This window comes from Jiangella mangrovi (genome assembly GCF_014204975.1).
Lineage (GTDB): Bacteria > Actinomycetota > Actinomycetes > Jiangellales > Jiangellaceae > Jiangella > Jiangella mangrovi.
Genome location: NZ_JACHMM010000001.1, coordinates 1,901,430 through 1,925,925 on the forward strand (window position 1 = coordinate 1,901,430; position 24,496 = coordinate 1,925,925).

At 71.5% G+C, this 24,496-nt stretch carries 26 protein-coding genes; 16 read left to right on the forward strand and 10 right to left on the reverse strand.

The window, feature by feature from the left end; genetic code table 11:
* Nucleotides 1-129 precede the first annotated feature (129 nt).
* The 12 genes from HD601_RS08800 (at nucleotide 130) to HD601_RS08855 (ending at nucleotide 11,547) form a co-directional block, all read left to right on the forward strand.
* On the forward strand, nucleotides 130-942 hold the full coding sequence (locus HD601_RS08800; protein ID WP_184821100.1) for a hypothetical protein: 813 nt from the start codon (nucleotides 130-132) through the stop codon (nucleotides 940-942).
* 347 nt (nucleotides 943-1,289) lie between these two features.
* Nucleotides 1,290-1,706: a hypothetical protein gene (locus HD601_RS08805; protein ID WP_184821102.1), complete on the forward strand. Its 417-nt coding sequence runs from the start codon at nucleotides 1,290-1,292 to the stop codon at nucleotides 1,704-1,706.
* A 37-nt stretch (nucleotides 1,707-1,743) separates the two neighbouring features.
* Nucleotides 1,744-2,442, forward strand: coding sequence for an SAF domain-containing protein (locus HD601_RS08810; protein ID WP_184821104.1), 699 nt, complete (start codon nucleotides 1,744-1,746; stop codon nucleotides 2,440-2,442).
* Entirely contained in the window at nucleotides 2,442-3,251 is an 810-nt protein-coding gene (locus tag HD601_RS08815) for a CpaE/TadZ family protein (protein WP_184821106.1), read from the forward strand. Before HD601_RS08810 ends, HD601_RS08815 begins: the two co-directional genes overlap by 1 nt.
* Nucleotides 3,244-4,857: a TadA family conjugal transfer-associated ATPase gene (locus HD601_RS08820; protein ID WP_184821108.1), complete on the forward strand. Its 1,614-nt coding sequence runs from the start codon at nucleotides 3,244-3,246 to the stop codon at nucleotides 4,855-4,857. The genes HD601_RS08815 and HD601_RS08820 overlap by 8 nt, the downstream gene beginning before the upstream one ends.
* Nucleotides 4,857-5,762: a type II secretion system F family protein gene (locus HD601_RS08825; protein ID WP_184821110.1), complete on the forward strand. Its 906-nt coding sequence runs from the start codon at nucleotides 4,857-4,859 to the stop codon at nucleotides 5,760-5,762. Before HD601_RS08820 ends, HD601_RS08825 begins: the two co-directional genes overlap by 1 nt.
* Nucleotides 5,759-6,664, forward strand: a complete 906-nt coding sequence (locus HD601_RS08830; protein ID WP_184821112.1) for a type II secretion system F family protein — start codon at nucleotides 5,759-5,761, stop codon at nucleotides 6,662-6,664. The genes HD601_RS08825 and HD601_RS08830 overlap by 4 nt, the downstream gene beginning before the upstream one ends.
* Before the next feature lie 123 nt (nucleotides 6,665-6,787).
* A complete protein-coding gene (locus tag HD601_RS08835) occupies nucleotides 6,788-6,988 on the forward strand; it encodes a hypothetical protein (RefSeq protein WP_184821114.1) in 201 nt (66 codons plus the stop codon).
* 3 nt (nucleotides 6,989-6,991) lie between these two features.
* Complete coding sequence (locus tag HD601_RS08840) at nucleotides 6,992-7,426, forward strand: TadE family protein (protein ID WP_184821116.1); 435 nt, start codon at nucleotides 6,992-6,994, stop codon at nucleotides 7,424-7,426.
* Nucleotide 7,427: 1 nt separating this feature from the next.
* Nucleotides 7,428-7,865, forward strand: coding sequence for a TadE family protein (locus HD601_RS08845; protein ID WP_184821118.1), 438 nt, complete (start codon nucleotides 7,428-7,430; stop codon nucleotides 7,863-7,865).
* On the forward strand, nucleotides 7,862-8,302 hold the full coding sequence (locus HD601_RS08850; RefSeq protein ID WP_184821120.1) for a hypothetical protein: 441 nt from the start codon (nucleotides 7,862-7,864) through the stop codon (nucleotides 8,300-8,302). Before HD601_RS08845 ends, HD601_RS08850 begins: the two co-directional genes overlap by 4 nt.
* 149 nt (nucleotides 8,303-8,451) lie before the next feature.
* Nucleotides 8,452-11,547 (forward strand): LysM peptidoglycan-binding domain-containing protein, encoded by a 3,096-nt coding sequence (locus tag HD601_RS08855; protein ID WP_184821122.1) that lies wholly within the window; start codon nucleotides 8,452-8,454, stop codon nucleotides 11,545-11,547.
* 83 nt (nucleotides 11,548-11,630) lie between these two features.
* Here HD601_RS08855 and HD601_RS08860 read toward each other — a convergent pair whose 3' ends face one another.
* Entirely contained in the window at nucleotides 11,631-12,542 is a 912-nt protein-coding gene (locus HD601_RS08860) for a hypothetical protein (protein WP_184821124.1), read from the reverse strand.
* The gene (locus HD601_RS08865) at nucleotides 12,536-12,949 is read right to left on the reverse strand and encodes a hypothetical protein (RefSeq protein WP_184821126.1); all 414 of its coding nucleotides are present in this window, start codon (nucleotides 12,947-12,949) and stop codon (nucleotides 12,536-12,538) included. Before HD601_RS08865 ends, HD601_RS08860 begins: the two co-directional genes overlap by 7 nt.
* A gap of 303 nt (nucleotides 12,950-13,252) precedes the next feature.
* On the opposite strand from HD601_RS08865, the gene HD601_RS08870 reads away from it, so the two are divergent.
* The 3 genes from HD601_RS08870 (at nucleotide 13,253) to HD601_RS08880 (ending at nucleotide 16,850) form a co-directional block, all read left to right on the forward strand.
* Nucleotides 13,253-14,389, forward strand: coding sequence for an N-acetylmuramoyl-L-alanine amidase (locus HD601_RS08870; RefSeq protein WP_184821128.1), 1,137 nt, complete (start codon nucleotides 13,253-13,255; stop codon nucleotides 14,387-14,389).
* A 144-nt stretch (nucleotides 14,390-14,533) separates the two neighbouring features.
* Nucleotides 14,534-15,871 (forward strand): aminotransferase-like domain-containing protein, encoded by a 1,338-nt coding sequence (locus HD601_RS08875; protein WP_343076391.1) that lies wholly within the window; start codon nucleotides 14,534-14,536, stop codon nucleotides 15,869-15,871.
* Nucleotides 15,872-15,887: 16 nt separating this feature from the next.
* Entirely contained in the window at nucleotides 15,888-16,850 is a 963-nt protein-coding gene (locus HD601_RS08880; protein ID WP_184821130.1) for a D-alanine--D-alanine ligase family protein, read from the forward strand.
* A gap of 8 nt (nucleotides 16,851-16,858) precedes the next feature.
* Here the strand turns inward: HD601_RS08880 and HD601_RS08885 are convergent, their stop codons facing one another.
* From HD601_RS08885 to rpmH, 8 genes are all read right to left on the reverse strand, one after another.
* Entirely contained in the window at nucleotides 16,859-17,887 is a 1,029-nt protein-coding gene (locus tag HD601_RS08885) for a ParB/RepB/Spo0J family partition protein (protein WP_184821132.1), read from the reverse strand.
* The gene (locus tag HD601_RS08890; protein WP_343076490.1) at nucleotides 17,880-18,773 is read right to left on the reverse strand and encodes a ParA family protein; all 894 of its coding nucleotides are present in this window, start codon (nucleotides 18,771-18,773) and stop codon (nucleotides 17,880-17,882) included. The genes HD601_RS08885 and HD601_RS08890 overlap by 8 nt, the downstream gene beginning before the upstream one ends.
* Nucleotides 18,774-19,033: 260 nt before the next feature.
* Nucleotides 19,034-19,711: a 16S rRNA (guanine(527)-N(7))-methyltransferase RsmG gene (gene rsmG / locus HD601_RS08895; RefSeq protein ID WP_221440717.1), complete on the reverse strand. Its 678-nt coding sequence runs from the start codon at nucleotides 19,709-19,711 to the stop codon at nucleotides 19,034-19,036.
* A 79-nt stretch (nucleotides 19,712-19,790) separates the two neighbouring features.
* On the reverse strand, nucleotides 19,791-20,315 hold the full coding sequence (locus HD601_RS08900; RefSeq protein ID WP_184821134.1) for a Jag family protein: 525 nt from the start codon (nucleotides 20,313-20,315) through the stop codon (nucleotides 19,791-19,793).
* A gap of 69 nt (nucleotides 20,316-20,384) precedes the next feature.
* A complete protein-coding gene (gene yidC / locus HD601_RS08905) occupies nucleotides 20,385-21,311 on the reverse strand; it encodes a membrane protein insertase YidC (protein WP_221440718.1) in 927 nt (308 codons plus the stop codon).
* A 7-nt stretch (nucleotides 21,312-21,318) separates the two neighbouring features.
* A complete protein-coding gene (yidD, locus tag HD601_RS08910) occupies nucleotides 21,319-21,666 on the reverse strand; it encodes a membrane protein insertion efficiency factor YidD (protein WP_184821138.1) in 348 nt (115 codons plus the stop codon).
* Entirely contained in the window at nucleotides 21,663-22,040 is a 378-nt protein-coding gene (gene rnpA, locus HD601_RS08915) for a ribonuclease P protein component (protein ID WP_184821140.1), read from the reverse strand. Before rnpA ends, yidD begins: the two co-directional genes overlap by 4 nt.
* A gap of 37 nt (nucleotides 22,041-22,077) precedes the next feature.
* Complete coding sequence (rpmH, locus tag HD601_RS08920) at nucleotides 22,078-22,215, reverse strand: 50S ribosomal protein L34 (RefSeq protein ID WP_053203721.1); 138 nt, start codon at nucleotides 22,213-22,215, stop codon at nucleotides 22,078-22,080.
* A 518-nt stretch (nucleotides 22,216-22,733) separates the two neighbouring features.
* Between rpmH and dnaA the strand changes: the two genes are divergently transcribed.
* Nucleotides 22,734-24,215, forward strand: coding sequence for a chromosomal replication initiator protein DnaA (gene dnaA, locus HD601_RS08925; protein WP_425503382.1), 1,482 nt, complete (start codon nucleotides 22,734-22,736; stop codon nucleotides 24,213-24,215).
* Nucleotides 24,216-24,496 lie beyond the last annotated feature (281 nt).

Below are 24,496 nucleotides of genomic sequence, written 5' to 3' on the forward strand. Positions count from 1 at the left end.
AAGTCGCTGACCTGCGAACTCCTCGAGCGGGCAAGAAGGACAACCGGGTCCGGGCTACCGCGGGCAAGAGGCTCGGCAAGCCCCGCGGAGGACGGTGGACGCGTCGATCCACCCCGGAGGAGCCACCCGATGCCGACCACCCTCGCCAGCGCCCACGAGGCCACCCCCGACGTCACCCGTACCGGCGCCCGCCGCCGCAGCGACGCCAGCCTCGTGGGACAGCTCAACGCCGAATGGAGCCGGCTGGGCGCCGACCCGCGCACCGAGTCCGTGGTCGCCGGCTGGGCCGCGCGGCACCCCGAGCTGACCGGCTGCCTGGCGCTCGGCGACGTCGAGCTCGCGGTCGCGGGAGCCGATGGCGAGCAGGCCGACCGGATCCTGCTGGCGCTGCTGCGCCTCACCCGCGCCGGCGACTCGCTGGCCGGCCGGACCGTCCTGCAGCTGATGCTCGGCAAGGCCGTGCGCATCGCCATGGCGCGAGCCGGCCGCGACACCCGGCCCAGCCTCGAGCACACCGCCGTCGCCGCCCTGTGGACGACCATCGCGACCTACCCGATCGAGCGCCGGCCGGCCAGGGTCGCCGCGAACATCGCGATGGAGACCCTGCGCGCCGTGACCACCGAGCTGACCCATCAGCTCAGCGAGACGCCCACGAGTCCCGACGTCCTGGCCGCCGACCTCGCGCCGCTGCCGCCGTCGAGCCGCACCACCGCCGACCACGAGCTGCTGAACCTGCTCACGTGGGCCGTCGACGAGGGCACCATCACGGCGGCCGACGCGACGCTGATCCTCGACATCTACACGCCGGCGCCCGGGACCGACGGCGGCTCTGCGGCCGCGGAGCGGCACGGGCTCAGCTGGCCGGCCGCCCGGCAGCGCGCCAGCCGTGCCGTCCGCAAGGTCGCCGCGCACGTCCGCGCCGACGTCCCCGCGGCCGCCTGACCGCGGACCCGGCCGGGGACCCGCCCGACCGCACCGCTGACACCGTCGCCAATCACCCACGGCCACACCGTTCACGCACGTCACACGGGCCACTTCCATGATCATCGAAGTGGCTCGTTCGGGTTGCGCGCTCCGGGGTCTGGGCTCAGGATCGTCTGAACGGGTGAGCCGGCAGGGCGGCTCACGCGGCCCCGGACGGAGCCCATACATGGGTCATACATTCGCCAGACGCTCGCCAAGACTTCACAATCCGTGCCCTATGCGGTTGTGGCCCCAGTCACATACCCTCGAGCCACGAGGCCGCCCGTGCAGGGCGCGGCCTCGCACCGTCTCGAGGGAGGCCGGCGTTGACCGAGAGCACCCCGACCGCTGAGTTCCTGCAGCAGGGCATGAGCCCCGCGGTCGGTGCGCCCGTCATCAGGCCGAGCGTCGTGCACGTCCCGTCGTCCCTGCTCTCGCTGGTGGCGGCGGAGCGCCAGCGGTCCGGCAGGTCCAACGGGCAGATCCTCATCGACGCCATCGAGGCCGGGCACGAGCACCTGACCAAGTTGCACCACGAGTCCAGCAGCATCGGAGGACGCCTCTTCACCGCCCGCACGGCGAAGCCCCAGCTTCCCGTGGCCCAGCCCCTCTCACCGCTCAACATCCGTCTGTACGAACAGGACTTCGAGGTACTCGACAGGCTCGTCACCGAGCTCGGCGCAGGCTCCCGCAGCCGGCTGGCGACCCTGGCACTCGCGTACTACCTCGACGGCACCACCTAGCTCCACCCCCCTTCCCCGGACAAGCAGGACGGCAACGATGAGTTCGCCCCCCACCCATCAGCCGGCTTCCGATCACCTCGACGACCAGTTCGACATCGCCGAGGCCAAGCTGGAACCGGCGGTCGCCGCACCCCCGAAGCAGCGACGCCGGCCGGCGTTGATCGGCCTCGGCGTGGCCCTCGTCGCTCTCGGCGGCCTGGGCGCGGCCTGGCTGGCCACGAGCATGAGCGACACGGTCGAGGTCATCGCGGTGCGCGAGGACATCGCCCGCGGCGAGCTGATCACCGCCGACGACCTCACGACGGCGAACATCAACGCCGACCCCGCGCTCGACCCCGTCCGTGCGACACGGCAGGACGAGGTGGTCGACCACTACGCGGCCTTCGACCTCCCCGCCGGCTCGCTCATCACGCAGAACTCGTTCAGCGGCACCGTCCAGCCCGGCGAGGGCGAGGCCATGGTCGGCGTCGCCGTCACCAGCGCCCAGCTGCCCAGGGAGCCGCTGCGCCCGGGCGACATCGTCCGCGTCGTCGACACGCCGAACCCGCAGGACGACCCGCCCGGGTCGACGCCCGACTCCATCGAGGCCACCGTCGTCTCGTCGACGGTCGAAGAGGAGACCGGGCTGCGCGTCGTCGACGTCGTCCTGCCCGAGGTGCGCGCCGCCGACCTCGCCGCCCGGGTCGCGACCGGGCGCGTCGTCGTCATCCTGTTGTCGCGCGCGGGAGGCGAGTGATGGCGGTCGTCGCTCTCACCTCGGCCCGTGGCGCTCCCGGCGTCACGACGACGGCGCTCGCCATGGCCATGCTGTGGCCGCGACCGGTCGTGCTGGTCGAGGCCGACGTCGCCGGCAGCAGCAGCATCCTCGCGGGCTACCTGCGCGGCACCGTCCCGCCCGACCGCGGCCTGGTCAGCCTGGCCGTGGCGCACCGGCGCGGCGTGCTCGACGAGAAGTTCTACGACCAGACCATCGCTCTCATCGAGAACCGCGTCCGGCTGGTCCCGGGCCTGGTCAACGCCCAGCAGGCGCCCAGCATGGACAAGCTCTGGTCGCCGCTGGGCATCGTGCTGGCCCACCTCGAGCGCACCGGCACCGACGTCATCGTCGACGCCGGCCGGCTCGGCATGCGGCACGGCCCGATGCCGCTGCTGCGCTCCGCCGACGCCGTCCTGCTCGTCACCCGCACCACGCTGCCGGCCGTCAGCGGAGCGCGGGCCCGCGTGAACGTGCTGCGCGAGGACCTCGTCGAACTCGGCCAGGGCGACGACACCCTCGCCATGCTGCTGGTCGGCGAGGGCCAGCCGTACCGCGCGCGCGAGATCCACTCCGCGCTCGGCGTGCCCGTGCTGGCGTCCATGGCCTGGGACCAGGCCGCGTCGGACTCCCTGAGCGTCGGGGCGCCGTACGGACGGCGGTTCGCGGCGGCGCCACTGTTCCGCAGCACCCGGGTCGTCATCGGCGCCGTGCACGAGCTGATCGAGCGCCATCGCACCCGGCTGGCCCCGGCCGCGGAGTCCCTGATGGAGGAGCACACCTATGGCTGACCCCACGAACGCGGCGGCCAGCCTCGAGAACCTGCCGCTGTTCGCCGAGCCGGAGCACCAGGGCAACGGCGGCAACGGCGGCGACGAGTGGGTCGACCAGCACGCGCTGCGCGGCCCGGCCGGCCAGAGCGACCTGCGCAGGTCGCTGCAGGCCAGGCTGGCCTCCGCGACGGCGCAGCGCGGCCGCGGGCCGGCGTCGGGGCAGCACGCACGCCGCTCCGACGACGACGGCGGGTTCGCCCGGCTCGACCGCGACGGCATGCTGCGGCCCATGACAGGGCCGGGCGGCGAGGTCGACTGGGGCCTCGTCCGCGCCTACCGCGAGCAGGCCGCCGACCAGCTGGCGCACGCGCTGCGCAGCCGCGAAGGGCTCGACGACGCCGGACGGCGCGAGCTGGGCCGCAGCATCGTCGTGGAACTGCTGGCCGACCACGCCGAGCGGGCGCTCACCAAGGGCCTGCCCATCATCACGCCGGACGAGCAGATCCAGCTGGCCGAGGCCATCATGGCCGCGCTGTTCGGGCTGGGCCGGCTGCAGCCGCTGGTCGACGACCCCGGCATCGAGAACATCGAGATCAACGGCCACGACAACGTCCACCTCATCTACGACGACGGCCGCATCGTCGACGGCCCGGCGGTGGCCGACAGCGACGAGGAACTCATCGAGACCCTGTCGTTCCTGGCCACCCGCACCGGCACCAACGAGCGGCCGTTCTCGCCGTCGAACCCGCGGCTGCACCTTCGGCTGCGCGACGGGTCGCGGCTGGCGGCCACCGCGTGGATCACGCCGCGGCCGGTCGCCGTCATCCGCAAGCACCGGCTCACCGACATCGGCATCAAGGAGCTCGTCGACCTCGACATGCTCAGCCCGGCCGCGGCGGCGTTCCTGGCCACCGCCGTCCGGGCCCGCAAGAGCCTGGTCGTGTCCGGCCCGCAGGGCGCCGGCAAGACCACGCTGGTCCGGGCGCTCACGAACGAGCTCGACCCCATGGAGCGCATCGGCACCATCGAGACCGAGTACGAGCTGCACCTGCACGACATGCCCGAGCGGCACAAGCGCATCGTGGCGTGGGAGGCCCGGCCGGGCAGCGGCGAGCGGGGCCCCGACGGCCGCGCCGTCGGCGAGATCACCCTCGACGACCTCGTCTTCGACTCACTGCGCATGAACCTCTCCCGGCTCATCGTCGGCGAGGTCCGCGGCCGCGAGGTGCTGCCCATGTTCAAGGCCATGCAGTCCGGCGCCGGGTCGCTTTCGACGACGCACGCGCACTCGGCGCGGGCCGCCATCGAGCGCCTCGTCACCTGCGCCATGGAGGCCGGACAGCACGTCACGGAGTCGTTCGCGTACCGGCAGATCGCCGAGCACATCGACCTCATCGTGCAGATCGAGCTGATCGACAACAGCCACGCCGGCGGCAAGCGCTCGCGCTACATCAGCGAGATCATCGCCGTCGAGCCCGGCGAGCACGGCCTGCCCGCCATCACCGACGTGTTCCAGCCCGGCTCCGACGGCCACGCCGTCCCCGGCACGCCGCCCATCTGGCTGTCCGACCTCGAGCGGGTCGGCTTCGACCCGCGGCTGCTCGACCACGGCGGTGTGCCGTGATGCCCTTCGCCGCGGCGCTCGCGGCGGTCCTGGTGCTCGGCGGGCTCATGGTGGTCGTCGCCGGGCTGATCCCGCAGCCGGTGCAGGCCCGTCCGGCCACCGCCGGCCAACGCCTCAAGGCCCGCTACATCAGCATGACCGGCGGCCGGAACCCCGCCGCGCGGCAGCTGCGCGTCCTGCTCGCCATCGGCCTGGCCGGCGGCATGGCCGCCTGGCTGCTGACCGGCTGGCTGATCCTCGTCGTGCTGGTGCCGGCCGCCCTCATCGGCCTGCCCGCGCTGCTGGCTCCGCCGCCATCGGCCACCCCCGTCGCCAAGCTCGAGGCCATGGAGGAGTGGACGCGGTCGCTGGCCGGCGTGCTCACCGTCGGCGTCGGGCTCGAGCAGGCCATCACCGCCACCATGAAGTCGACCCCGGACGCGCTGCGGGCCGACGTGACCACGCTGGTCGCGAGGCTGCGGGCCCGGTGGCCGACGGTGGCCGCGCTGCGGGCGTTCGCCGACGACCTCGACGACGCCACGGGCGATCTCATCGCGTCGTCGCTGATCCTCGGCGCGACCCGGCGTGGCGCCGGCCTGGCGGCGGTCCTCGAGGGACTGGCGGCGACGGTGGCGCAGGACGTCCAGGTGCGGCGCAAGATCGAGGCCGACCGGTCCAAGCCCCGCACGACGGCGCGCATGGTCACCATCATCACGCTGGTCGTGCTCGGCTTCATGACGTTCAACAGCTCCTACATCGAGCCGTACGGCACGGCCATCGGCCAGATCATCCTCATCGTGCTGCTCAGCTGCTACGTCCTCTGCCTGCTGTGGATGCGCCAGATCACCAAGCCCCGGGCGCTGCCGCGGATCATGGGCTGGGACCTGCGCTCCACGACCGGGCCGAACCGGGCGGAGGCGCGATGATCTGGGAACTGGGCATCCTGGCCGGCGCGCTGGCCGGCCTCGGGCTGGCGCTCGTGGTGCGCGAACTGGTGCCGGCACAGCCGCACCTGAGGGCCACGCTGGGCCGGCTGCACGACACCGGCACCGAGACCACCCGGTCCATGGAGCCGCAGGCCACCCAGTCGGGCTCGCTGTTCCAGGACCGCCTCGGCCGGTTCCTCGAGCAGCGGCTGCCCACGCTGGTCGGCTTCCGGCTCCCCCGGCAGGAGCTCGACCTGCTGCGCATCCCGGCCTACCGCTACTACGGCGAGAAGGCGCTGTGGGCGCTGCTCGGACTGGCGTTCCCCGCCATCCTGACGCTCACCCTGATGATCACCGGGGTGTCGCTGCCGTTCACTGTGCCGGCGTTCGTCGGGCTGATCCTCGCCGTCGTCATGTGGTTCCTGCCCGACATCGAGACCCGGCAGAAGGCGAACAACGCCCGCGAGGAGTTCACCCGCGCGCTGGGCGCGTACATCGACCTCGTCGCGCTCGAGCGGGCCGGCGGCGCCGGCTCCACGCAGGCGCTCGAGAACGCCGCCGAGGTCGGCGACTCCTGGGTGTTCCAGCGACTGCGCGAGGAGCTGGCACGGGCCCGGTGGTCCGGCACGACGCCCTGGGAGGGGCTGCACGCGCTGTCGGTGCAGCTCGGACTCAGCGACCTGGACGATCTCGCCGACATCATGCGGCTGTCCGGAGAGGAGGGTGCCACCGTCTACGAGAGCCTGCGCGCCCGTGCCAGCGGCCTGCGCGACGCCACCCTGTCGGCCGAGCACGCCCGCGCCAATGCCGACAGCGAACGAATGGTCATGCCCGTCGCCCTTCTGGGCGTCGTTTTCATGGCTCTCCTGGCGGCTCCGACGGTGATGCGTATGCTCGAATGACCTTTGTCCGTTATTTCCTCAGCTAGGAATTCCCCGGTTCCGGCACGTCACAGAAGTCTCCCCGGACATGCCTACAGCTGTGACGGGTCGGGAAAAGCCCGCACCCCCGAGAGGAACACGACAATGCTGCAACTCCAGACATGGATGACGGTCCTGTCCGCAGAGCTGCGCGACCGCTACGCCGAGCTGACCGAACGCCGCCGCGAGCAGGGCGCCACGACCCTCGAGTACGTCGTGATCGCCGCCGCGGTGTTCGTCGCCGCCGTCGCCCTGGTGGGCATCATCATCGGCGTCATCAACCGCGAACAAGCGAAGATCCAGTAGGCCATGAGCCGCCGGCCACGTGACGGGCAGCGGCGTCTTCCAGGACGCCGCCTCCCCGGACGTCCCGAACGAGGCGCGGCGACGCTGGAGCTCGTGGTCCTGTTCCCGGTCGTCCTGCTCATCACCTTCGGCGTCATCGAGGGCGCGTTGTGGTACCACGCCCGCAACGTCGCGCTCGCGGCCGCCGAGGAAGGCGTGCGTGCGGCCACGAGCAACGGCGCCAGTCTCGCCGACGGCGTCGCCGAGGCCCGGTCGTTCGCACAAGAGGCCGGCGCCGACGGCGTGCTCACCGCCATCGCGGTCACGTCCAGTGGTGGCGACACCCAGGTCACCATCACCGTCGAGGGATCGTCGCAGAGCCTGTTCCCCGGCTGGTCGGGGCACCTGGTCTCCCAGTCGGCCAGTGGCCCGGTCGAACGCTTCACGGGGCCGGACTGACATGGCCGCGCGTGCAGGGCGCACGGAGCGCGGCTCGGCCACCGTGGAGCTCGCGGTGGTCGCTCCCGGGCTCCTGATGATCATCGCGCTGCTGGTGCTGGGCGGCCGGGTCACCATCGCCGGCGGCTCGGTCGAGCACGCGGCGGCCGAGGCGGCCCGGACGGCGTCCATCGCCCGCACCGAGACCGAGGCGCTGTCCCAGGGCCGCGACGCCGCCGAGGAGTCGCTGGAACGGCAGGACCTCCTGTGTGTCGGCGGCCCGAGCATCCAGATCGACACCAGCCAGTTCAGCCGTCCGCCGGGCGAGCCCGCCACCGTCTCGGCGACGGTCACGTGCCGCGTCCAGCTCTCCGACGTCGCCATCCCCGGGCTGCCCGGCTCGCGCGAGATCACCGAGACGGTCGAGAGCCCGCTCGACACCTACAGGATGCGGCAATGACGGCCCGGCGGTTCCGGCGCGTCCGGCTCGACGGCGAACGGGGGGCCGTCGCGATCTTCGCCGTGGTCATCGTCATGGCGTTGTTCCTGGCCATCGGCCTCGTCGTCGACGGCGGCGGCAAGATCCGCGCCATGCAGAGGGCCAACGCCATGGCCGCCGAGGCCGCCCGCACCGGGGCCCAGGCGGTCATCATCGACGGCGCCGGCGCCGGCCACCCGACCATCGACTTCGCGCAGGCCTGCCAGGCCGCCACGGGCTACGTCACGGCGGCCGGCGGCGAGCCCACCGACTGCCGCCGGGTCAACGACACCACCGTCCAGGTCGACACCGCGATCACCTACGACAACGTCTTCCTGTCCCTGATCGGGCAGCCGACGTCACAGGCCACCGGCAGCGCGCAGGCCCGCCTCGCGCGAGGAGTCGGTGAGGAACAGTGAGGAGCACCCCCGTGCCTCGAACCCATCGCAGCACCCGTCCCCGGCGCACGATGTCATCGGGGACTGACGTCAGACCCCGCGGTCGGCGATCGCGGTTCGGATCCGTCCTGCGCGGCCTGGGCGCACTGGTCGTCATCATCGCGGTACTGGTGGGCATCCCCGTCGCGCTGGTCGCGCTGGGTGGCAACCCGCTGCCCGGCTCCGTGCCCAGCTGGGGCGACATCACGTCCGCGCTCACCGAGCCCGACGACGGCTCGCTGTTCCTGCAGGCCCTGGTCTGGATCGCCTGGCTGGGCTGGATCAGCTTCGCGGTCGGCCTGCTGGTCGAGATCCCGGCCGCGCTCAGCGGACGCCAGGCGCCCCGGCTGCCGGCGCTGCGGTTCCAGCAGCGGGCCGCCGCCGGGCTGCTGGCCGCCGTGGCCGCCGCGTTCGTCGTCGGGCCGGTCGGCATGGCCAGCGCCGCCGAACCCGTCCAGCCGCCGGCACCGCAGCGGGCCCCCGTCGTGACCACGCAGGCGCCCGCACAGGCCGCACAGGCCGCACCCGAGGTCGCGACGGCGCAGACGGCGCCGGCCGCGACTCCCGAGGCGGCCGCACCGGCCATGGTCCAGCGCACGCACACCGTCCAGCGCGGCGAGTCGCTCTGGCGCATCGCCGAGCACGAACTGGGCGACGGCATGCGCTGGCCCGAGATCGCCGAGCTCAACTACGGCGCCCCACAGCCGGGCGGCCGCACGCTCGACAACACCCACTGGATCGCGCCCGGCTGGCAGCTGCTGCTCCCGCCCCAGCCGGCCGAGACCGCCGTCCCCGTCGCCGACGCCGGCGCCACCACGCACGTCGTGGCGCAAGGCGACACCCTCTGGGACATCGCCGAGCAGCGCCTCGGCGACGGCGCCCGCTTCCCCGAGCTGGTCGAGGCCTCCCGCGACACCGTCCAGCCCGACGGCGGACGGCTCACCGACCCCGACGTCATCCGGCCGGGCTGGACTATCACCGTCCCGGGCACGGCGGGCACGCCGCCGGTCGTGGCCGACCCGATCGCGCGCGAGCCGGTGGCGCCGCCCGCCCCCGAGCCGCCCGCCCCTGAGCCGCCGGCCGACGAGCCGGTGCAGCCGCCCGCCGCGGAGCAGCCGGCGGAACCGCCCGCTGAAGAGGTGCCCGCGCAGCCGCCTGCCGCCGAGGAGCCCGACGGCTCCCAGATCGGCGACACCGCCACCCAGGCCGTCGGCGACGACACCGTCCTGCCCGTGCGCACGGCCGCCGGCGTCGGCGCGCTGCTGGCCGCGGGCGTCCTGGCCTTCCTCGCCGTCCGGCGGCGCTCGCAGCAGCGGCATCGCGAGCCGGGCGAGCGCATCGCCATGCCGGCCGGCGCCCTGGCCGACACCGAGCAGGAGCTGCGCGGCGTCGCCGACCCCATGAGCGTCGAACTGGTCGACCTCGCGCTGCGCGGGCTGGCCGCCGACTGCGCCCACCGCGGCATCGCGCTGCCGCCGTTGCGCATCGGCCGGCTGACGTCCGAGCAGTTCGAGCTGTACCTCGCCGACGAGGCCCAGCTGCCGGCGCCATTCGTCGCGACCGAGCAGGGCCACGTGTGGCTGCTGCCGGCGGCCGCGGTGCGCACCCTCGACGCCGCCGAGCTGCGCGAGGTGCCGGCCCCCTACCCCAGTCTGGTCACCGTCGGGCACGGACCCGAGGACGGCCACCTGCTGCTCGACCTCGAACGTCTCGGCACCCTGGCCGTCGTCGGCGACCACGACCGGTCCCGCGAGGTCATGGCGGCGCTGGCGGTCGAGCTGGCCACCAGTCCGTGGGCCGACGACCTGCAGGTCACGCTGGTGGGCACGTGCCCGGAGCTGGCCGACGGCCTCGACACCGGCCGCATCCGCTACCTGCCGTCGGTGGGGAGCCTGCTCGGCGAGCTGTCCACGCGGGCCCGCAACGACCGTGCGGCGCTCGCCGAGTCCGGCGCCTACTCCCTCGACGACGCCCGGGCGCGCGGCGTCGCCGTCGCCGCCTGGACCCCTGAGATCGTCCTGCTGGGCCAGCCGCTCGGCCCGGACCAGGAGGAGCAGCTGGCCGAGCTGGTGCAGTCGCTCCCGCGGGTCGCCGTCGCCGCGTTGACCAGCGGACACGGCGCGGTCGGCCAGTGGTCGCTCGACCTCGTCGACGGCCAGGCCGACGCCGCCGTCCTGCAGCCGGTGGGCGTCGAAGTGCACCCGCAGCGGCTCGACCGGCACCAGTACACGCGCATCCTCGAACTGCTCGGCATCACGTCGCAGCCGGCGCGGCCGTGGGTCGACGCCTCCGGCCACGCGGTCGGCGAGCCCGACCCCGGCGAGGTCGGGCCGGGCCTGCTCGACACCCTCGACAGCCTCGAGGCCGACTTCGACCGCCCGTCCGCACCCGACCCCGTCGCCGACGAGCCGGTCGCCGTCGTACCCGAGGACCGGACGCCCGAGGACCGGACGCCCGAGCACGACGCGGTGCCCGGCGACGGCCCCACCGTGCTGCTGCTCGGCCCGGTCGAGGTCGAGGACGCCGAAGGGCCGGTCGAACAGTCCAAGTACCGGCAGCTCACCGAGATCGCCGCGTTCATCGCGCTGAACCCCGGACGCGGCCACTCGGCGCTCGACGACGCCATGTGGCCGGGCAGCCGGGTCACCCAGAACACCCGCAACACGGCCATCTCGAAGCTGCGCCGCTGGTTCGGCCGCGACGCCCACGGCGACGACTACCTGCCCCGCGTCGACTCCGGCTACCGGTTCCACGCCGGCGTCACCACCGACTGGGACCAGTGGCGGGCGCTCGTGGGCGACGACCCCACGCTGGCCGGCACACCGCAGCTGGTCGCGGCGCTCGAGCTGGTCCGCGGGCAGCCGTTCACCGGGGTCAACCCGCGCCGCTACGGCTGGGCCGAGCACCTCAAGCAAGAGATGATCTCGGCCATCGTCGACGCGGCGCACGAGCTCGCCCAGCGGGCCACCCGTGGCGGCGACGCGCACCTCGCCCGCAAGGCGTCGACCATCGGCCTGCAGGTCGAGCCCGGCATGGAGCTGCTGTGGCGCGACCGCATCCGGGCCGAGCACCTGGCCGGCAACCGCGCCGGCATCGACGACGCCATCGCCCGCATGACGGCGATCAGCGCCGACCTCGGCGACGACCTCGAGGACGCCACGGTCCGGCTGATCGCCGAGCTCACCAGCCCGGCGCCGCAGCGCTCCGGCGTGCCGGAACGCCTGTAGCCGGGGTCCTGCAGCCGCAGTGACGAAGGGCGCCGATCCACCAGTGGGGACGGCGCCCTTCGTGCGTTCTGGGCCGGGCCGGGTCAGCGGGTGCGGACCAGCGCCTGGATCTCGCCGACCGGCACCAGCGTTCCGTTCCACGGGCTCTCGAGCGTGTTCGGGACACCGGGCACCTCAGGTGCCTCCTCACCGTCGACGGTGAAGGTGATGTCGTAGATCAGGCGGGCCTGAGCTGTGAAGGACGGCCGGCCCTCGAGGTCGAGGGCGTTCTGGTCGTACGACATGGTCAGATAGACGTGCTCGCACGCGGTGCTGCGCAGGTCGGGGTCGCACTCGATGATCGGCGTGCCGTCACCGGGGTCGATCTCGACGTGGCTGAGGGTGCCAGTGGCCTGCAGTGGGCCCGCCTCGGCGCCGATGATCTCGCCGTCGCCCAGGCCATCGAGCAGGAACCGCGTCCTGGCACCGACGTAGCTCATGCCCTCGGGGGTGAAGCTCAGTGTGAACGCGGGCGTCTGCAGTTGGCCGTAGACCGCCTCGTACAGGTCGGGTAGCGCGTCTCGGTACGGCCTGATCCAGTCGGCGTCGTTGTACTCCACGTCGGAGTCGGGATCGTCGCAATGGACCCAGGTGAAGATGTGGCTGCTGCTCGGGCGGTCTTCCATGGGCCAGCTCTCGACCGGGATGGGCGACGGGATGTCGGCGAAGCACGGCATGTCGTCGGTGAGGCAGAACTCGATGTACGGCTCGTTGCCGAGGTCGCAGATGGGGCCGCTGCCCCCGCCACCGCCACCTCCGCCGTCGTCGCCGGGGTCGTCGCAGATGTTGAGGTACTCGAAGACCCCGGGCACGACCTCGACCCAGATGTGGCACTGGTCGCGCGGCTGCACCTCCGCCGCAGGGGCTGCCGACGACGGCGCCGTCGCACCCAGGAACGCGACGACGAGGGCGATCGCCGAGACGGCCGCGCGCAGGACGGTCGGGGTCTTCAGCATGTGATGGTCCCTCCTGGTTCGATCGCGTCGCCGATGAGCCAGGAGTCATCGGAGTTGACGACCTCGTACACGACCGGGTGCGGCTCGAGCTGCTCCTCGGGCAACGGCACCAGTTCGCCGGCGACCTCGGCCGGCCAGTCCGACTCGTCCATGCAGGCACTGACGACGCCTGACGAGGACACGATCTGGACGTTGACATCGCTGATGACTGGCTCGCCGACTCGGACCAGACCCTGGCGCTCGTAGCGCCGAACCACGTCGACGTTGAACTCGATGGTCTCGTCGGTGGCGAGGCCCTCGAACAGAGCGGCGGGGTCGTCGGAGTTGCCGCTCTGGGCCTCGACGACGGCCGCCATGAACTGGTCGAACAGTGATCGAACCTCGTCCTCGGCCTGCGAAGAAGACACCCCAGCGTCCGTGGCGGAGGCCTGCGGGGACGAGGGATCGCCGGAGTCGCCGTCACCACTGCACGCGGTGACGACCATGAGGCATGCCAAGCCGACAGTGAAGCGCCGGCTCGCCCGGGGAAACGAGCCGCTCATGCTGGGACAATAGCGATCAAGCCGTGACACCGGCAACACGAACGTCGTGAACTGCCGATGTCATTCGCCCTGGCCGGGCCGCGAAATCCGCCCGGCCCGCGAGGCGGTTGGGGGCGTCCGCTGTGGGTAGAATCGGCGCGACACGCCCCAGGAAGGACCCACCCCCGGATGACCTCGCTTCGTTACCAGTTGGGCGACACCGGTCCGGCCATCGCTGAGATCCGTTCCAAGCTCACACAGCTCGGATTCCTCGACGACACCGCGCCCGGCCCCCACACGTTCGACGAGGACGTCGACCAGGCGGTCCGGCAGTTCCAGCAGGAGCGCGGCCTCACCGCGACCGGCGTCGTCGACGACACCACCTACCGCGTGCTCGACGAGGCCCGCTGGCGCCTCGGCGACCGCCTGCTGTCCTACGTGGTGGGCAACCCGCAGGCCGGCGACGACGTCATCGCGCTGCAGCGGCGGCTCTCCGAGCTCGGGTTCGACGTCGGCCGGGTCGACGGCGTGTTCGGTCCACGCACCGGCGACGCGCTGCGCGAGTTCCAGCGCAACGTCGGTCTCCCCGCGGACGGCACGTGCGGGCCCAGCACGTTCAAGTCGCTCGGCCGGCTGGCGCCCATCGTCACCGGCGGGCGGCCCGAGAGCCTGCGCGCCGTCGAGGCGCTGCGGCAGGCCGGCAAGCGGCTACCCGGCAAGGTGGTCGTCATCGACCCGGGTCACGGCGGTTCCGACCGCGGCCACCGCGCACACGGGCTCGACGAGGCCTCCGTCGTCGAGGACCTCGCGGCCCGCATCGAGGGCCGGCTCACCGCCACCGGCGTACAGACGTACCTCACCCGCGGTCCGGGTTCCGAAGCGTCGCCCACCGAGTCCGAGCGGGCCACGTTCGCCAACGACTCCGGCGCCAACCTGCTCATCTCGCTGCACGTCGACTCCCACCCCAACGCCGACGCGTCCGGCGTGGCCACGTACTTCTACGGCAGCCGCGAGCCGGGCACGGCCAGCGCCATCGGCGAGCAGTTCGCCGGCCTGGTCCAGCGCGAGATCGTCGCCCGCACCGACCTCGTCGACTGCCGGGCCCACCCGAAGACGTGGGACCTGCTGCGGCACACCAAGATGGCCGCCGTCAGGGTCGAGCTCGGCTACATCACCAACGACGGCGACGCCGCCCGGCTGGCCGACCCCGACTTCCGCGACGTGGTGGCCGAGGCCATTGTCGTCGCCATCCAGCGTGTCTACCTGCCGTCGGGCGAGGACGCCGCCACGGGCGCCCTGCGCTTCCACGACCTCGCCACGGGCTGAGTCGCCCCGCCACGGGCTGAGACCGGAGTGCCCGAATCGCGGGCAATGGATTCGCCTCCACCTGCCCTGATGAGGCACAGTTGACCCTGGGGTACCGGTGTTTCCGGCCCCATTGTCTGTGTCGGTCCGTTCCGGGAGGTGTACGTGAGCCAGCAGCCCAGCCCGCACCGGAAGTCGACCGACGCAGCAGCAGCCACCGGCTCACGCCTCGACTCCTACGTCGACCGCTATGCCAAGCGCACGCACGGCATGACGGCATCGGAGGTGCGTTCGCTGTTCGCCGTCGCCTCCCGGCCCGAGGTCGTGTCGCTGGCCGGCGGCATGCCGAACATCTCCGGGCTGCCCCTCGACGTCGTCGGATCGCTGGTCAACGACCTCGTGGCCAAGCGCGGCATGACGGCGCTGCAGTACGGCTCCGGTCAGGGCGACCCCGCGCTGCGTGAGCAGATCTGCGACGTCATGCGCCCCGTCGGCATCGTGGCGCACCCCGACGACGTCACCGTCACCGTCGGCTCGCAGCAGGCGCTCGACCTGGTGACCCGCATCTTCATCGATCCGGGCGACGTCATCCTGGCCGAGGCGCCGTCCTACGTCGGCGCGCTCGGGACCTTCCGGTCGTACCAGGCGTCGGTCGTGCACGTCGAGATGGACGACCACGGCCTGGTGCCCGAGCAGCTGAGCGCGGCCATCGCCGCCGTGCGTGCCGCCGGTAAGACCATCAAGTTCCTGTACACCATCCCGAGCTACCACAACCCGGCCGGCGTCACCCTGACGGCGGCGCGGCGGGCCGAGGTGCTCGAGATCTGCCGCCAGGCGGACGTGCTCATCATCGAGGACGACCCCTACGGTCTGCTGGGCTTCGACGGCGAGGTGCCGCGGGCCATCCGCGCCGACGACGGCGAGCAGGTCATCTACCTGGGCTCGTTCTCCAAGACGTTCGCGCCCGGGCTGCGCGTCGGCTGGGCCCTCGCGCCGCACGCGGTCCGCGAGAAACTGGTCCTCGCCGCAGAGAACAGCGTGCTCTGCCCGCCGGCGTTCAGCCAGCTCACGGTGTCCGAGTACCTCGCCGGCCACGACTGGATGGCACAGGTCAAGGACTTCCGCGAAACCTACCGCGAGCGCCGCGACGCCATGCTCGAGGCCTTGGACGACCTCATGCCCGAGGGCGCGCACTGGACCAAGCCCTCGGGCGGGTTCTACGTGTGGCTCACGCTGCCCGACGGCATCGATGCCAAGGCCATGCTGCCGCGCGCTGTCACCAACCGGGTCGCCTACGTGCCCGGCACGGCCTTCTTCGCCGACGGTTTCGGCTCGCGATCCATGCGGCTGTCGTACTGTTACCCGACGCCCGAACGCATCCGCGAGGGCGTGCGCCGGCTGGCTCAGGTCATCGAGCAAGAGATGGAGCTGCGAGCCACGTTCGGGGCCTGGGGAGCCGCACAGCGGCCCGGCCTCGACGCGCCGGGGCCCGACCAGAGTTGAGGGGTTCCCTTCCAGCATGAGTGATCTCGGCCGCGTTCTCGTCCTCGCCGGCGGCCTCTCGCACGAGCGCGACGTCTCGCTGCGCTCAGGGCGACGGGTCGCCGAGGCACTGCGCGAGGTGGGTCTCGACGTCGAACAGCGCGACGCCGACGCCGACCTGCTGACATCGCTGCGCCAGGACGCCCCTGACGTCGTCTTCCCGCTGCTGCACGGCGTGCAGGGCGAGGACGGCGCCATCCAGGAGGTGCTGTCGCTGGCCGGGCTGCCCTACGTGGGCTCGGCACCGGCAGCCTGCCGCATGGCGTTCGACAAGCCGGTGGCCAAGGCCATCGTCCGGCGCGCCGGCATCGCGACGCCGAAGTCCGCGGTGCTGTCGCAGTCGACGTTCCGCGAGCTGGGGGCCGGCGTGCTGCTCGACGCGCTGGTCGCCCGGCTCGGGTTGCCGCTGGTCGTGAAGCCGGCCCGCGGCGGCTCCGCCCTGGGCACGACGGTGGTCCGCTCGGCCGACGAGCTGCCCGCGGCCATGGTCGAGTGCTTCGCGTACGGCGAGCCGGCGCTCATCGAGCAGTGGATCGACGGCACCGAGGTGGCCGTGTCCGTGCTCGACACCGGCGACGGCCCGCGAGCACTCCCGGCGGTCGAGATCGTGCCCGAGTCCGGCATGTACGACTATCACGCCCGATACACCGCCGGCGTGACGGAGTTCTTCGTGCCCGCACGACTGTCGGCCGAGACGGCCGCCGCGGTCGCCGAGGTCGGCGTCGCGGCACACCGCACGCTGGGCCTCAGCGACCTGTCGCGCACCGACGTCATCGTCGACCGCGACGGCATCCCGTGGTTGCTGGACGTCAACGTCGCACCAGGAATGACGGAAACGTCGCTGCTGCCCCAGTCGGTCCAGGCAGCCGGGCTCGACCTCGGCGTCCTCGCGCACGAACTGCTCGCAGCCGCCGTGAGGCGACGACAGAACGCCGACTGACCTCGCTGTCAGTCGGTGGGGTCGGTCGCGTCGCGGACGGCCTTCACCATGCGGGGGTCGATGGTGCCGACGATGCGCTCGAGGTCGTCGATGCTGGCGAACTCGATGGTGACCTTGCCCTTGCTGCGGCCGAGGTCGACCTTGACGCGGGTGTCGAGCCGCTCGGAGAGCGCGGACGCGATGTCGGACAAACGCGGCGCTACTGGACGAGCCGCACGGCGCGCACGGGCCTTGGGTGCCTCGTTGGAGTCGTCCAGCGCCACGATCTCCTCGACTGTTCGCACGCTGAGGCCCTCGGCGACGATCCGCTGGGCCAGTCGCTCCTGTCCGGCGCCGTCAGAGAGCCCCAGGAGGGCGCGAGCATGCCCGGCGGACAGGATGCCGGCGGCCACGCGGCGCTGCACCAGCGGCGGCAGCTTGAGCAGGCGGAGCGTGTTGGAGATCTGCGGCCGGCTGCGCTTGATGCGCACGGCGAGCTCGTCGTGCGTACAGCCGAAGTCGTCGAGCAGCTGCTGGTAGGCCGCCGCCTCTTCCAGCGGGTTCAGCTGGCTGCGGTGCAGGTTCTCGAGTAGCGCGTCGCGCAGCATGTCGTCGTCGCGCGTGGTGCGGACGATGGCCGGGATGGTCGGGAAGCCGGCCTCTTTGGTGGCCCGCCACCGCCGCTCACCCATGACCAGCTCGTAGCGCCCACTCTCGAGCTGCCGGACGACGATGGGCTGCAGCAGCCCGACCTCTTGGATGGACGAGACCAGCTCGGCGAGCGCGTCCTCGTCGAAGACCTGACGCGGCTGGCGGAGGTTCGGAACGATCGAGTCGACCGGGATCTCGGCGAACGTCGCGCCGTCGACGGGCAGCAGATCGTCGTCGCCGGACGCCGTTTCACGTGAAACATGCGCCGCGGAGCCGTTGGTGCCCTCGGTCGTGCCTGGGAAGAAGACGTCGACCGGCGACGTGCGCAGCGCCTCGCTGCTCGCTGGGTCCGCCGTCGGGATCAGGGCACCGAGACCGCGCCCCAACCCTCGCCTCTTCTCAGCCATGAATGGTCTCCCCGTGTGTGCTGCCCGATGCTCCCCGCTCCGCGATCTCGCGCGCGGCTTCCAGATACGACAGCGCGCCACTGGAGGCGGCGTCGTACGTCATCACGGTCTGCCCGTAGCTCGGTGCCTCGCTGATGCGGACCGAGCGCGGGATGGCCGTCTTCAGAACGGTGTCGCCGAAGTGCCGGCGCACCTCCTCGGCCACCTGCGCGGCCAGGCGCGTGCGACCGTCGTACATCGTCAGGAGGATCGTCGAGACGGCGAGATCGCGGTTGAGGTGGGCCCGCACCATGTCGATGTTCTTCAGCAGCTGGCTCAGGCCCTCGAGCGCGTAGTACTCGCACTGGATGGGGATCAGCACCTCGTCGCCGCCCACCAGGGCGTTGACCGTCAGCAGGCCCAGCGACGGCGGGCAGTCGATGAACACGTAGTCGTAGTCGACGCCCGGCGACTGCAGGTGCTGGTCGAGCGCCTTCCGCATGCGCGACTCGCGGGCGACCATGGAGACCAGCTCGATCTCGGCGCCGGCCAGGTCGATGGTCGCGGGCACGCACCAGAGGCCCTCGATCTCTTCGACCTTCTGCACGACGTCACCGATGGGCGTCTCTTCGACCATGACGTCGTAGATGCTCGGGATCTCGGCGTGGTGGTCGATGCCCAGGGCCGTCGACGCGTTGCCCTGCGGGTCGAGGTCGATGACCAGGACGCGCAGCCCGCTCACGGCCAGCGCCGCCGCGAGGTTCACCGTCGTCGTGGTCTTGCCCACGCCGCCCTTCTGGTTCGCCACGACCATGATCCGGGTCTGGTCCGGCTTCGGCATGGGCGCGGTGCGGCGGCCCACGGCCATCAGCGCGACGGCGGCCTCGCGCGCGATGGGGGTGTCCATGTCGGCCAGCGAGCCCGCCATCGCGAAGCCGGCCAGATCGGCCGCCGAACGTCCGTGGGTGCTCGCAGCCGGTTCGGCCGGTCGGTCGCCCGCATTCACCGAAATCTCACGCTCCAGGTTCGACGGTCCGCCCGTCGGATCAATGGTCCCACTGATGCGCGGCCAGCCGTTGGCCGACCGCCGTTCCCCCGTAGCGCTGTCGATGGCGACGACCCCACCGGTCGCGGGCCAACCCAGGCCCGCCACGACGGTGGCATCGGTCATCTCTTCGTCCTCCGTTGTCGTGCACGTCCTTCCGGCGTTCCCGTACGGCCGGCCACCACGACGGCGACGCGCGCCACCGGGTCGACCATGCCTGCGCCGGCTTCCTCAACTCTCCACGACGTCGCGCCCATTCTCGCCAATGACGCGGCTGAATCCCGCAACTCTTCGGAAACCGACTGTCCCTTGAGCGCCAGCAGGACGCCGCCGGGACGCAACAGCGGCAGGGTCCACCCCGCCAACCGGTCCATGGGTGCGACCGCCCGGGCCGTCACGACGTCGAACCGTCCCCGCGGCTGCACGTCCTCGGCCCGCGACCGCAGCACGGTCACCCCGTCGAGTCCGAGTGCCGTCACCGTCTCCGCCAGGAACTCGCTCCGCCGTAACAGCGGCTCGATCAGCACGACCTCGAGATCGGGCCTGGCGATCGCCAGAGGTATACCCGGCAGACCCGCACCGGAACCCACATCGGCCACCGTCAGCCCTGGCTCGACCAGCGAGCCGAGCACCGCGGAGTTGAGGATGTGCCGGTCCCACAGCCGCGGGACCTCGCGCGGGCCGATCAGGCCACGCTCGATGCCGGCGCCGGCCAGCTGGTCGGCGTACGCGATCGCCAGCGGCAACCGGTCCCCGAACAGCACGGAGGCCGAGCCCGGCACGGCGATGACGTCGTCCAAGACTCGGCCTCCAGTGAACTTCAACGGTGTGGTTTCACGTGAAACAACGGCGCCGGGACGCCGTCGCCACCGTTCCACGCTAGGCGGGCATCACCACGACGTAGCGGCGCGGCTCTTCGCCCTCGGACTCGCTGCGCAAGCCCGCGTCCGCGACGGCGTCGTGGACGACCTTGCGCTCGAACGGCGACATCGCGCCCAGCGACTCCGGCTCGCCCGAGGAACGCACCGCCTCGATGACCCGCTTCGCGAGCTCGAGCACCTCGGCCCGCCGGTTCGCCCGGAAGCCACCGACGTCGAGCATGAGCCGGCTGCGCTCGCCCGTCTCGCGGACCACCGCCAGTCGGGTGAGCTCCTGCAGCGCCTCGAGCACCTTGCCGTTCTCGCCGACCAGCGTGTCGAGGCCGTCGCCGATGATCGAGACGACCGCCCGATCGCCCTCGACGTCCATGTCGATGTCGCCGTCGAGGTCGGCGATGTCGAGCAGTTCCTCCAGGTAGTCCGCCGCGATGTCACCCTCGCGCTCGAGTCGCTTCGCCAGGCTCACCCCGGTCTCGCTCTCGCGCTCCTGCGTCGCATCGAGTTCCGTGCCAGCGTCGCTCACCATCGACTCCTTCTACGTTCGTGCGTGGGACGGGTCCGCTGCCCGTCGAGGCCTGCTGCCGGTGCGGTCCGGCTACTTCTTCTTGCGCTGCGAGCGCGTGGTCTTCTTCGGCTGCCGCCGGACGACCTCGGTCGGCTCCTCGGCCACCGGCTGAGCGATGTCGGGAGTCGGCAGCGGGTCGCCCTTCTTGCGGGCCTTCTCCTCGAGGCGGCGCTGGTGTGCCTTCTCGGCCTCGGTGCCGGGCGCGGGCATGCGCCGGATGACGTAGAGCTGCTGGCCCATGGTCCAGAGGTTCGACGTGAGCCAGTACAGCACCGTGCCGAGCGGGAAGTAGACGCCGGAGAACGCGAAGACCAGCGGCAGCACGTACAGGAGGATCTTCTGCTGCTGCGCGAACGGGCCCTCGAGCGCCTCCTTCGGCATGTTCTTCCGCATGATCTGGCGCTGCGTGATGAACTGCGTCGCGCACATCAGCACGACCATGACCGCGGCGATGATCCGCGTGTTGATGCTGTCGGCCCCGAGGAAGGTGTCGGCCAGCCGGGCACCGAAGATCTGCGCGTGGCCGGCGGACTCGAACAGCTCGGGCTGGCTGGTGAACGCACCGCGCTCGTGGCCCTTGGCCACGCCGTCGAGCACCCGGAACAGCGCGAACAGGAACGGCGCCTGGAGGAGGATGGGCAGGCAGGACGAGAACGGGTTGGTCCCGGTGTCCTTGTAGAGCTTCATCATCTCCTGCTGGAGACGCTCGCGGTCGCCCTTGTACTTCTTCTGCAGCTCGCGCAGCTGCGGCTGGAGGATCTGCATCTTCCGCTGCGACTTGATCTGCCGCACGAACAGCGGGATCAGCAGGATGCGGATGACCACGACGAGGCCGATGATGGCCAGCGCCCAGTTCACGCCGTCGTGACTGATGCCGATCAACTGCTCGAAGACCCAGTGCCAGCCGATCATGATCCAGCTGACCAGGTAGTACAACGGCGCGAGGATGGTATCCACGGGTGTATCAGACTCCTCGGAGAGAGGTCGGTGCGCCCGGCGGCAGGTCCGCCCGCGACGCGGAAGCTCCATGCGACGGCGCCGCGTGCGGCTCCTCGTCGCCGTCCGTCCCGGCTGCCCGTCCCCACCAGCGGTAGTTCTGCCGGGTGGGGACGAGGTCGACGCCGCCGGCGCACCAGGGGTGGCACCGGCCGAGCCGACGGAGGGCCAGCCAGCTTCCGCGTAGGGCACCGTGCCGCTCCACCGAGCTCAAGGCGTAGGCCGAGCAGGACGGGTAGTAGCGGCAGGTCTGCCCGTACAGCGGGCTGATGACTGCGCGGTAGCCCTTGAGGAGGGCCACCAGGATGATCTTCATCGGCGCCGCTCCGCTCGAGAGACGGCGCGGTCGATGGCGGCGTCGAGCTCACGCGCCAGGGCGGAGCTGGGGGCGCCGGCGATGCCCGGGAGCGCCCGGACCACGAGCTTGGAACCGGCGGGGAGCAGGTCGATCCGATCGGCGAGGAGGTGACGCAGGCGGCGTCGCACGGTGTTGCGCACCACTGCACCCCCAACCGTGCGTCCGACGACCAGTCCCACCGACGCCGGCCCGGCGTCCGCGGTGTCCGGTGCGGCGGTGTCGCCGGCGGGCAGCAGATGCACGACCATGGTCGGCCGCCCGACGCGGACGCCACGGCGCACGATCACCCGGAAATCAGCCGAGCGCCGGAGCCGGTGCTCGGCCTTCAGCACCTCGGATCGTCGAGCGAGCGCAAGCGTGCCGGCCGGATCAGGCGGACAGCTTGGCACGGCCCTTGCTGCGGCGGGCGGCGAGGATGGCTCGGCCGGCACGCGTACGCATGCGCAGCCGGAAGCCGTGAGTCTTCGCACGACGGCGGGTGTTCGGCTGGAAGGTGCGCTTGACCACGTCCGGGCTCCTGTGTCGATCGATGAGATGTGCGTGCTTTCGGGTGCCGTGCGGGATCCACGCATCCCCGGGAATCGAAGCCCGGGCATGACAACAGGAGCCCTCGTCGGACCGATTTACGGTACGCGTTCGGCGCGCCTCAGGTCAAACTCGACGGTCTGCGAGTCGCCACGATCGCGGCAACCGCTCATCGTGGCACCAGGATAGGACCCTTGCACGGCAGCGACACGCCGGTATCCACAGGCGAACCTGTGGACATCAGTTGAAGCCCAGGCCGCATGTTGTTAGCGTCACGTGCTCCAGCACGCTGTCCGCACGAACCGACCCCACATCGTCGGTATCACGTTCGCGCAGGTCACAATGGAGCGGATGGAGACAAAGCGCCACGTGTCGACACCCTCCACATCCTGTGGACGAGCGTGTGGACAACGGCGAACGGGGGTGGCCGAGCCAGTCGCCACTGCTTTCTGGATGTGCCGTCGGCCGGCGGGACATCGCCGAGCTTGGAGGAAACCACCGTGGCAGACGAGGCCGGTATCGACTTCCCGACCGCCTGGGCCAAGGCGCTGACCGATCTCGAGTCCATCGAGATCGGCCCGCAGCAGCGCGCCTTCCTCTCGCAGGCGCGTCCCGTCACTCTCGTCGAGGGAACCGCCGTCATCTCGGTGCCCAGCGACTTCGCCCGCGCCCAGGTCGAGCAGCGGCTGCGCTCGCACATCGTCGACGCGCTCTCCGCGGTGCTGGGCCACCCGGTCGGGCTCGCCGTCAGCGTCAGCCCGCCGGCCGACACCGGCCAGCTCGACCCCGTCCCGCCGCCACCCCCCATGAGCGGGGGCTACCTCGACGCGCCGCCGTCGGCGTCGGTCGACACCGAGGAGATCCCGCTGGTCTCGGCGGCCGCCGAGCCTCCCGCGTTCCTGCCGCAGCGCCCGTCGTCCGACACCGCACGTCGCAACGACGTCGAGCCGCACCTGAACCCGCGGTACACGTTCGACACCTTCGTCATCGGCTCGAGCAACCGGTTCGCGCACGCCGCCACCGTCGCCGTCGCCGAGGCCCCGGGCAAGGCGTACAACCCGCTGCACGTCTACGGCGAGTCGGGCCTGGGCAAGACGCACCTGCTGCACGCCATCGGCCACTACACGCGGACGATGTACCCCGGCACCCGGGTGCGCTACGTGAGCTCCGAAGAGTTCACCAACGACTTCATCAACTCCATCCGCGACGACAAGGCCTCGGCGTTCCAGCGCCGCTACCGCGACGTCGACGTCCTGCTCATCGATGACATCCAGTTCCTCGAGGGCAAGATCCAGACGCAGGAGGAGTTCTTCCACACGTTCAACACCCTGCACAACGCCAACAAGCAGATCGTCATCACCTCCGACCGGCCGCCGAAGCAGCTCTCGGCGCTGGAGGACCGGCTGCGCAACCGGTTCGAGTGGGGCCTGACGTGCGACGTGCAGCCGCCCGACCTCGAGACCCGCATCGCGATCCTGTCGAAGAAGGCCACCCAGGACCACCTCAACGTCCCGCCGGACGTGCTGGAGTACATCGCCAGCCGCATCGCGACGAACATCCGCGAGCTCGAGGGCGCGCTGATCCGGGTCACGGCGTTCGCCAGCCTCAACCGGCAGCCGGTCGACCTGTCGCTGGCCGAGATCGTGCTCCGCGATCTCGTGCCCACCGACTCCGGCCCCGAGATCACGGCGGCCACCATCATGGCGCAGACGTCGGCGTACTTCGGCCTGACCATCGAGGACCTGCAGGGCACCAGCCGCAGCCGGGTGCTCGTCACCGCGCGGCAGATCGCCATGTACCTGTGCCGCGAGCTCACCGAGCTGTCGCTGCCGAAGATCGGCCAGCACTTCGGCGGCCGCGACCACACCACCGTCATGCACGCGGAACGCAAGATCCGCCAGCTGATGGCCGAGCGGCGCAGTGTCTTCAATCAGGTCACCGAACTGACCAACCGCATCAAGCAGCAGGCCCGGCAGTCGTGACGATCGCCGGCGCCGCACCGGCCGGGGAAGCACGAACACGCAGAGTGATCGACTTCTCACAGGCTGTGGACAAGTTTGTGGACATGAGTGCCACGGCCGTGGACCAGACGGGGGAAAGTGTCACCGACCGGTGGACAACCTCGGACGGTCCACGTCACCCACTGCTCGCACCCACAGCCCTCGTGGACAACGGTAACGCCGCTCACCTGCGACGTTCATGGTTTTCCACACTTTCCACCAACGCTATGACCATGACTGACCTACACATGGATCAATGGGCA

Excerpts from the sequence above, each read along its gene's own strand:
- yidD (WP_184821138.1), bottom strand. The coding sequence starts at position 21,666 with ATGAAGATCATCCTGGTGGCCCTCCTCAAGGGCTACCGCGCAGTCATC.
- HD601_RS08825 (WP_184821110.1), top strand. The coding sequence starts at position 4,857 with ATGCCCTTCGCCGCGGCGCTCGCGGCGGTCCTGGTGCTCGGCGGGCTC.
- HD601_RS08830 (WP_184821112.1), top strand. The coding sequence starts at position 5,759 with ATGATCTGGGAACTGGGCATCCTGGCCGGCGCGCTGGCCGGCCTCGGG.
- HD601_RS08845 (WP_184821118.1), top strand. The coding sequence starts at position 7,428 with ATGGCCGCGCGTGCAGGGCGCACGGAGCGCGGCTCGGCCACCGTGGAG.
- HD601_RS08885 (WP_184821132.1), bottom strand. The coding sequence starts at position 17,887 with ATGGCTGAGAAGAGGCGAGGGTTGGGGCGCGGTCTCGGTGCCCTGATC.
- HD601_RS08860 (WP_184821124.1), bottom strand. The coding sequence starts at position 12,542 with ATGCTGAAGACCCCGACCGTCCTGCGCGCGGCCGTCTCGGCGATCGCC.
- HD601_RS08835 (WP_184821114.1), top strand. The coding sequence starts at position 6,788 with ATGCTGCAACTCCAGACATGGATGACGGTCCTGTCCGCAGAGCTGCGC.
- HD601_RS08900 (WP_184821134.1), bottom strand. The coding sequence starts at position 20,315 with ATGGTGAGCGACGCTGGCACGGAACTCGATGCGACGCAGGAGCGCGAG.
- HD601_RS08815 (WP_184821106.1), top strand. The coding sequence starts at position 2,442 with ATGGCGGTCGTCGCTCTCACCTCGGCCCGTGGCGCTCCCGGCGTCACG.
- HD601_RS08850 (WP_184821120.1), top strand. The coding sequence starts at position 7,862 with ATGACGGCCCGGCGGTTCCGGCGCGTCCGGCTCGACGGCGAACGGGGG.
- HD601_RS08810 (WP_184821104.1), top strand. The coding sequence starts at position 1,744 with ATGAGTTCGCCCCCCACCCATCAGCCGGCTTCCGATCACCTCGACGAC.
- HD601_RS08800 (WP_184821100.1), top strand. The coding sequence starts at position 130 with ATGCCGACCACCCTCGCCAGCGCCCACGAGGCCACCCCCGACGTCACC.
- HD601_RS08890 (WP_343076490.1), bottom strand. The coding sequence starts at position 18,773 with ATGGACACCCCCATCGCGCGCGAGGCCGCCGTCGCGCTGATGGCCGTG.
- HD601_RS08840 (WP_184821116.1), top strand. The coding sequence starts at position 6,992 with ATGAGCCGCCGGCCACGTGACGGGCAGCGGCGTCTTCCAGGACGCCGC.
- HD601_RS08880 (WP_184821130.1), top strand. The coding sequence starts at position 15,888 with ATGAGTGATCTCGGCCGCGTTCTCGTCCTCGCCGGCGGCCTCTCGCAC.
- HD601_RS08820 (WP_184821108.1), top strand. The coding sequence starts at position 3,244 with ATGGCTGACCCCACGAACGCGGCGGCCAGCCTCGAGAACCTGCCGCTG.
- HD601_RS08870 (WP_184821128.1), top strand. The coding sequence starts at position 13,253 with ATGACCTCGCTTCGTTACCAGTTGGGCGACACCGGTCCGGCCATCGCT.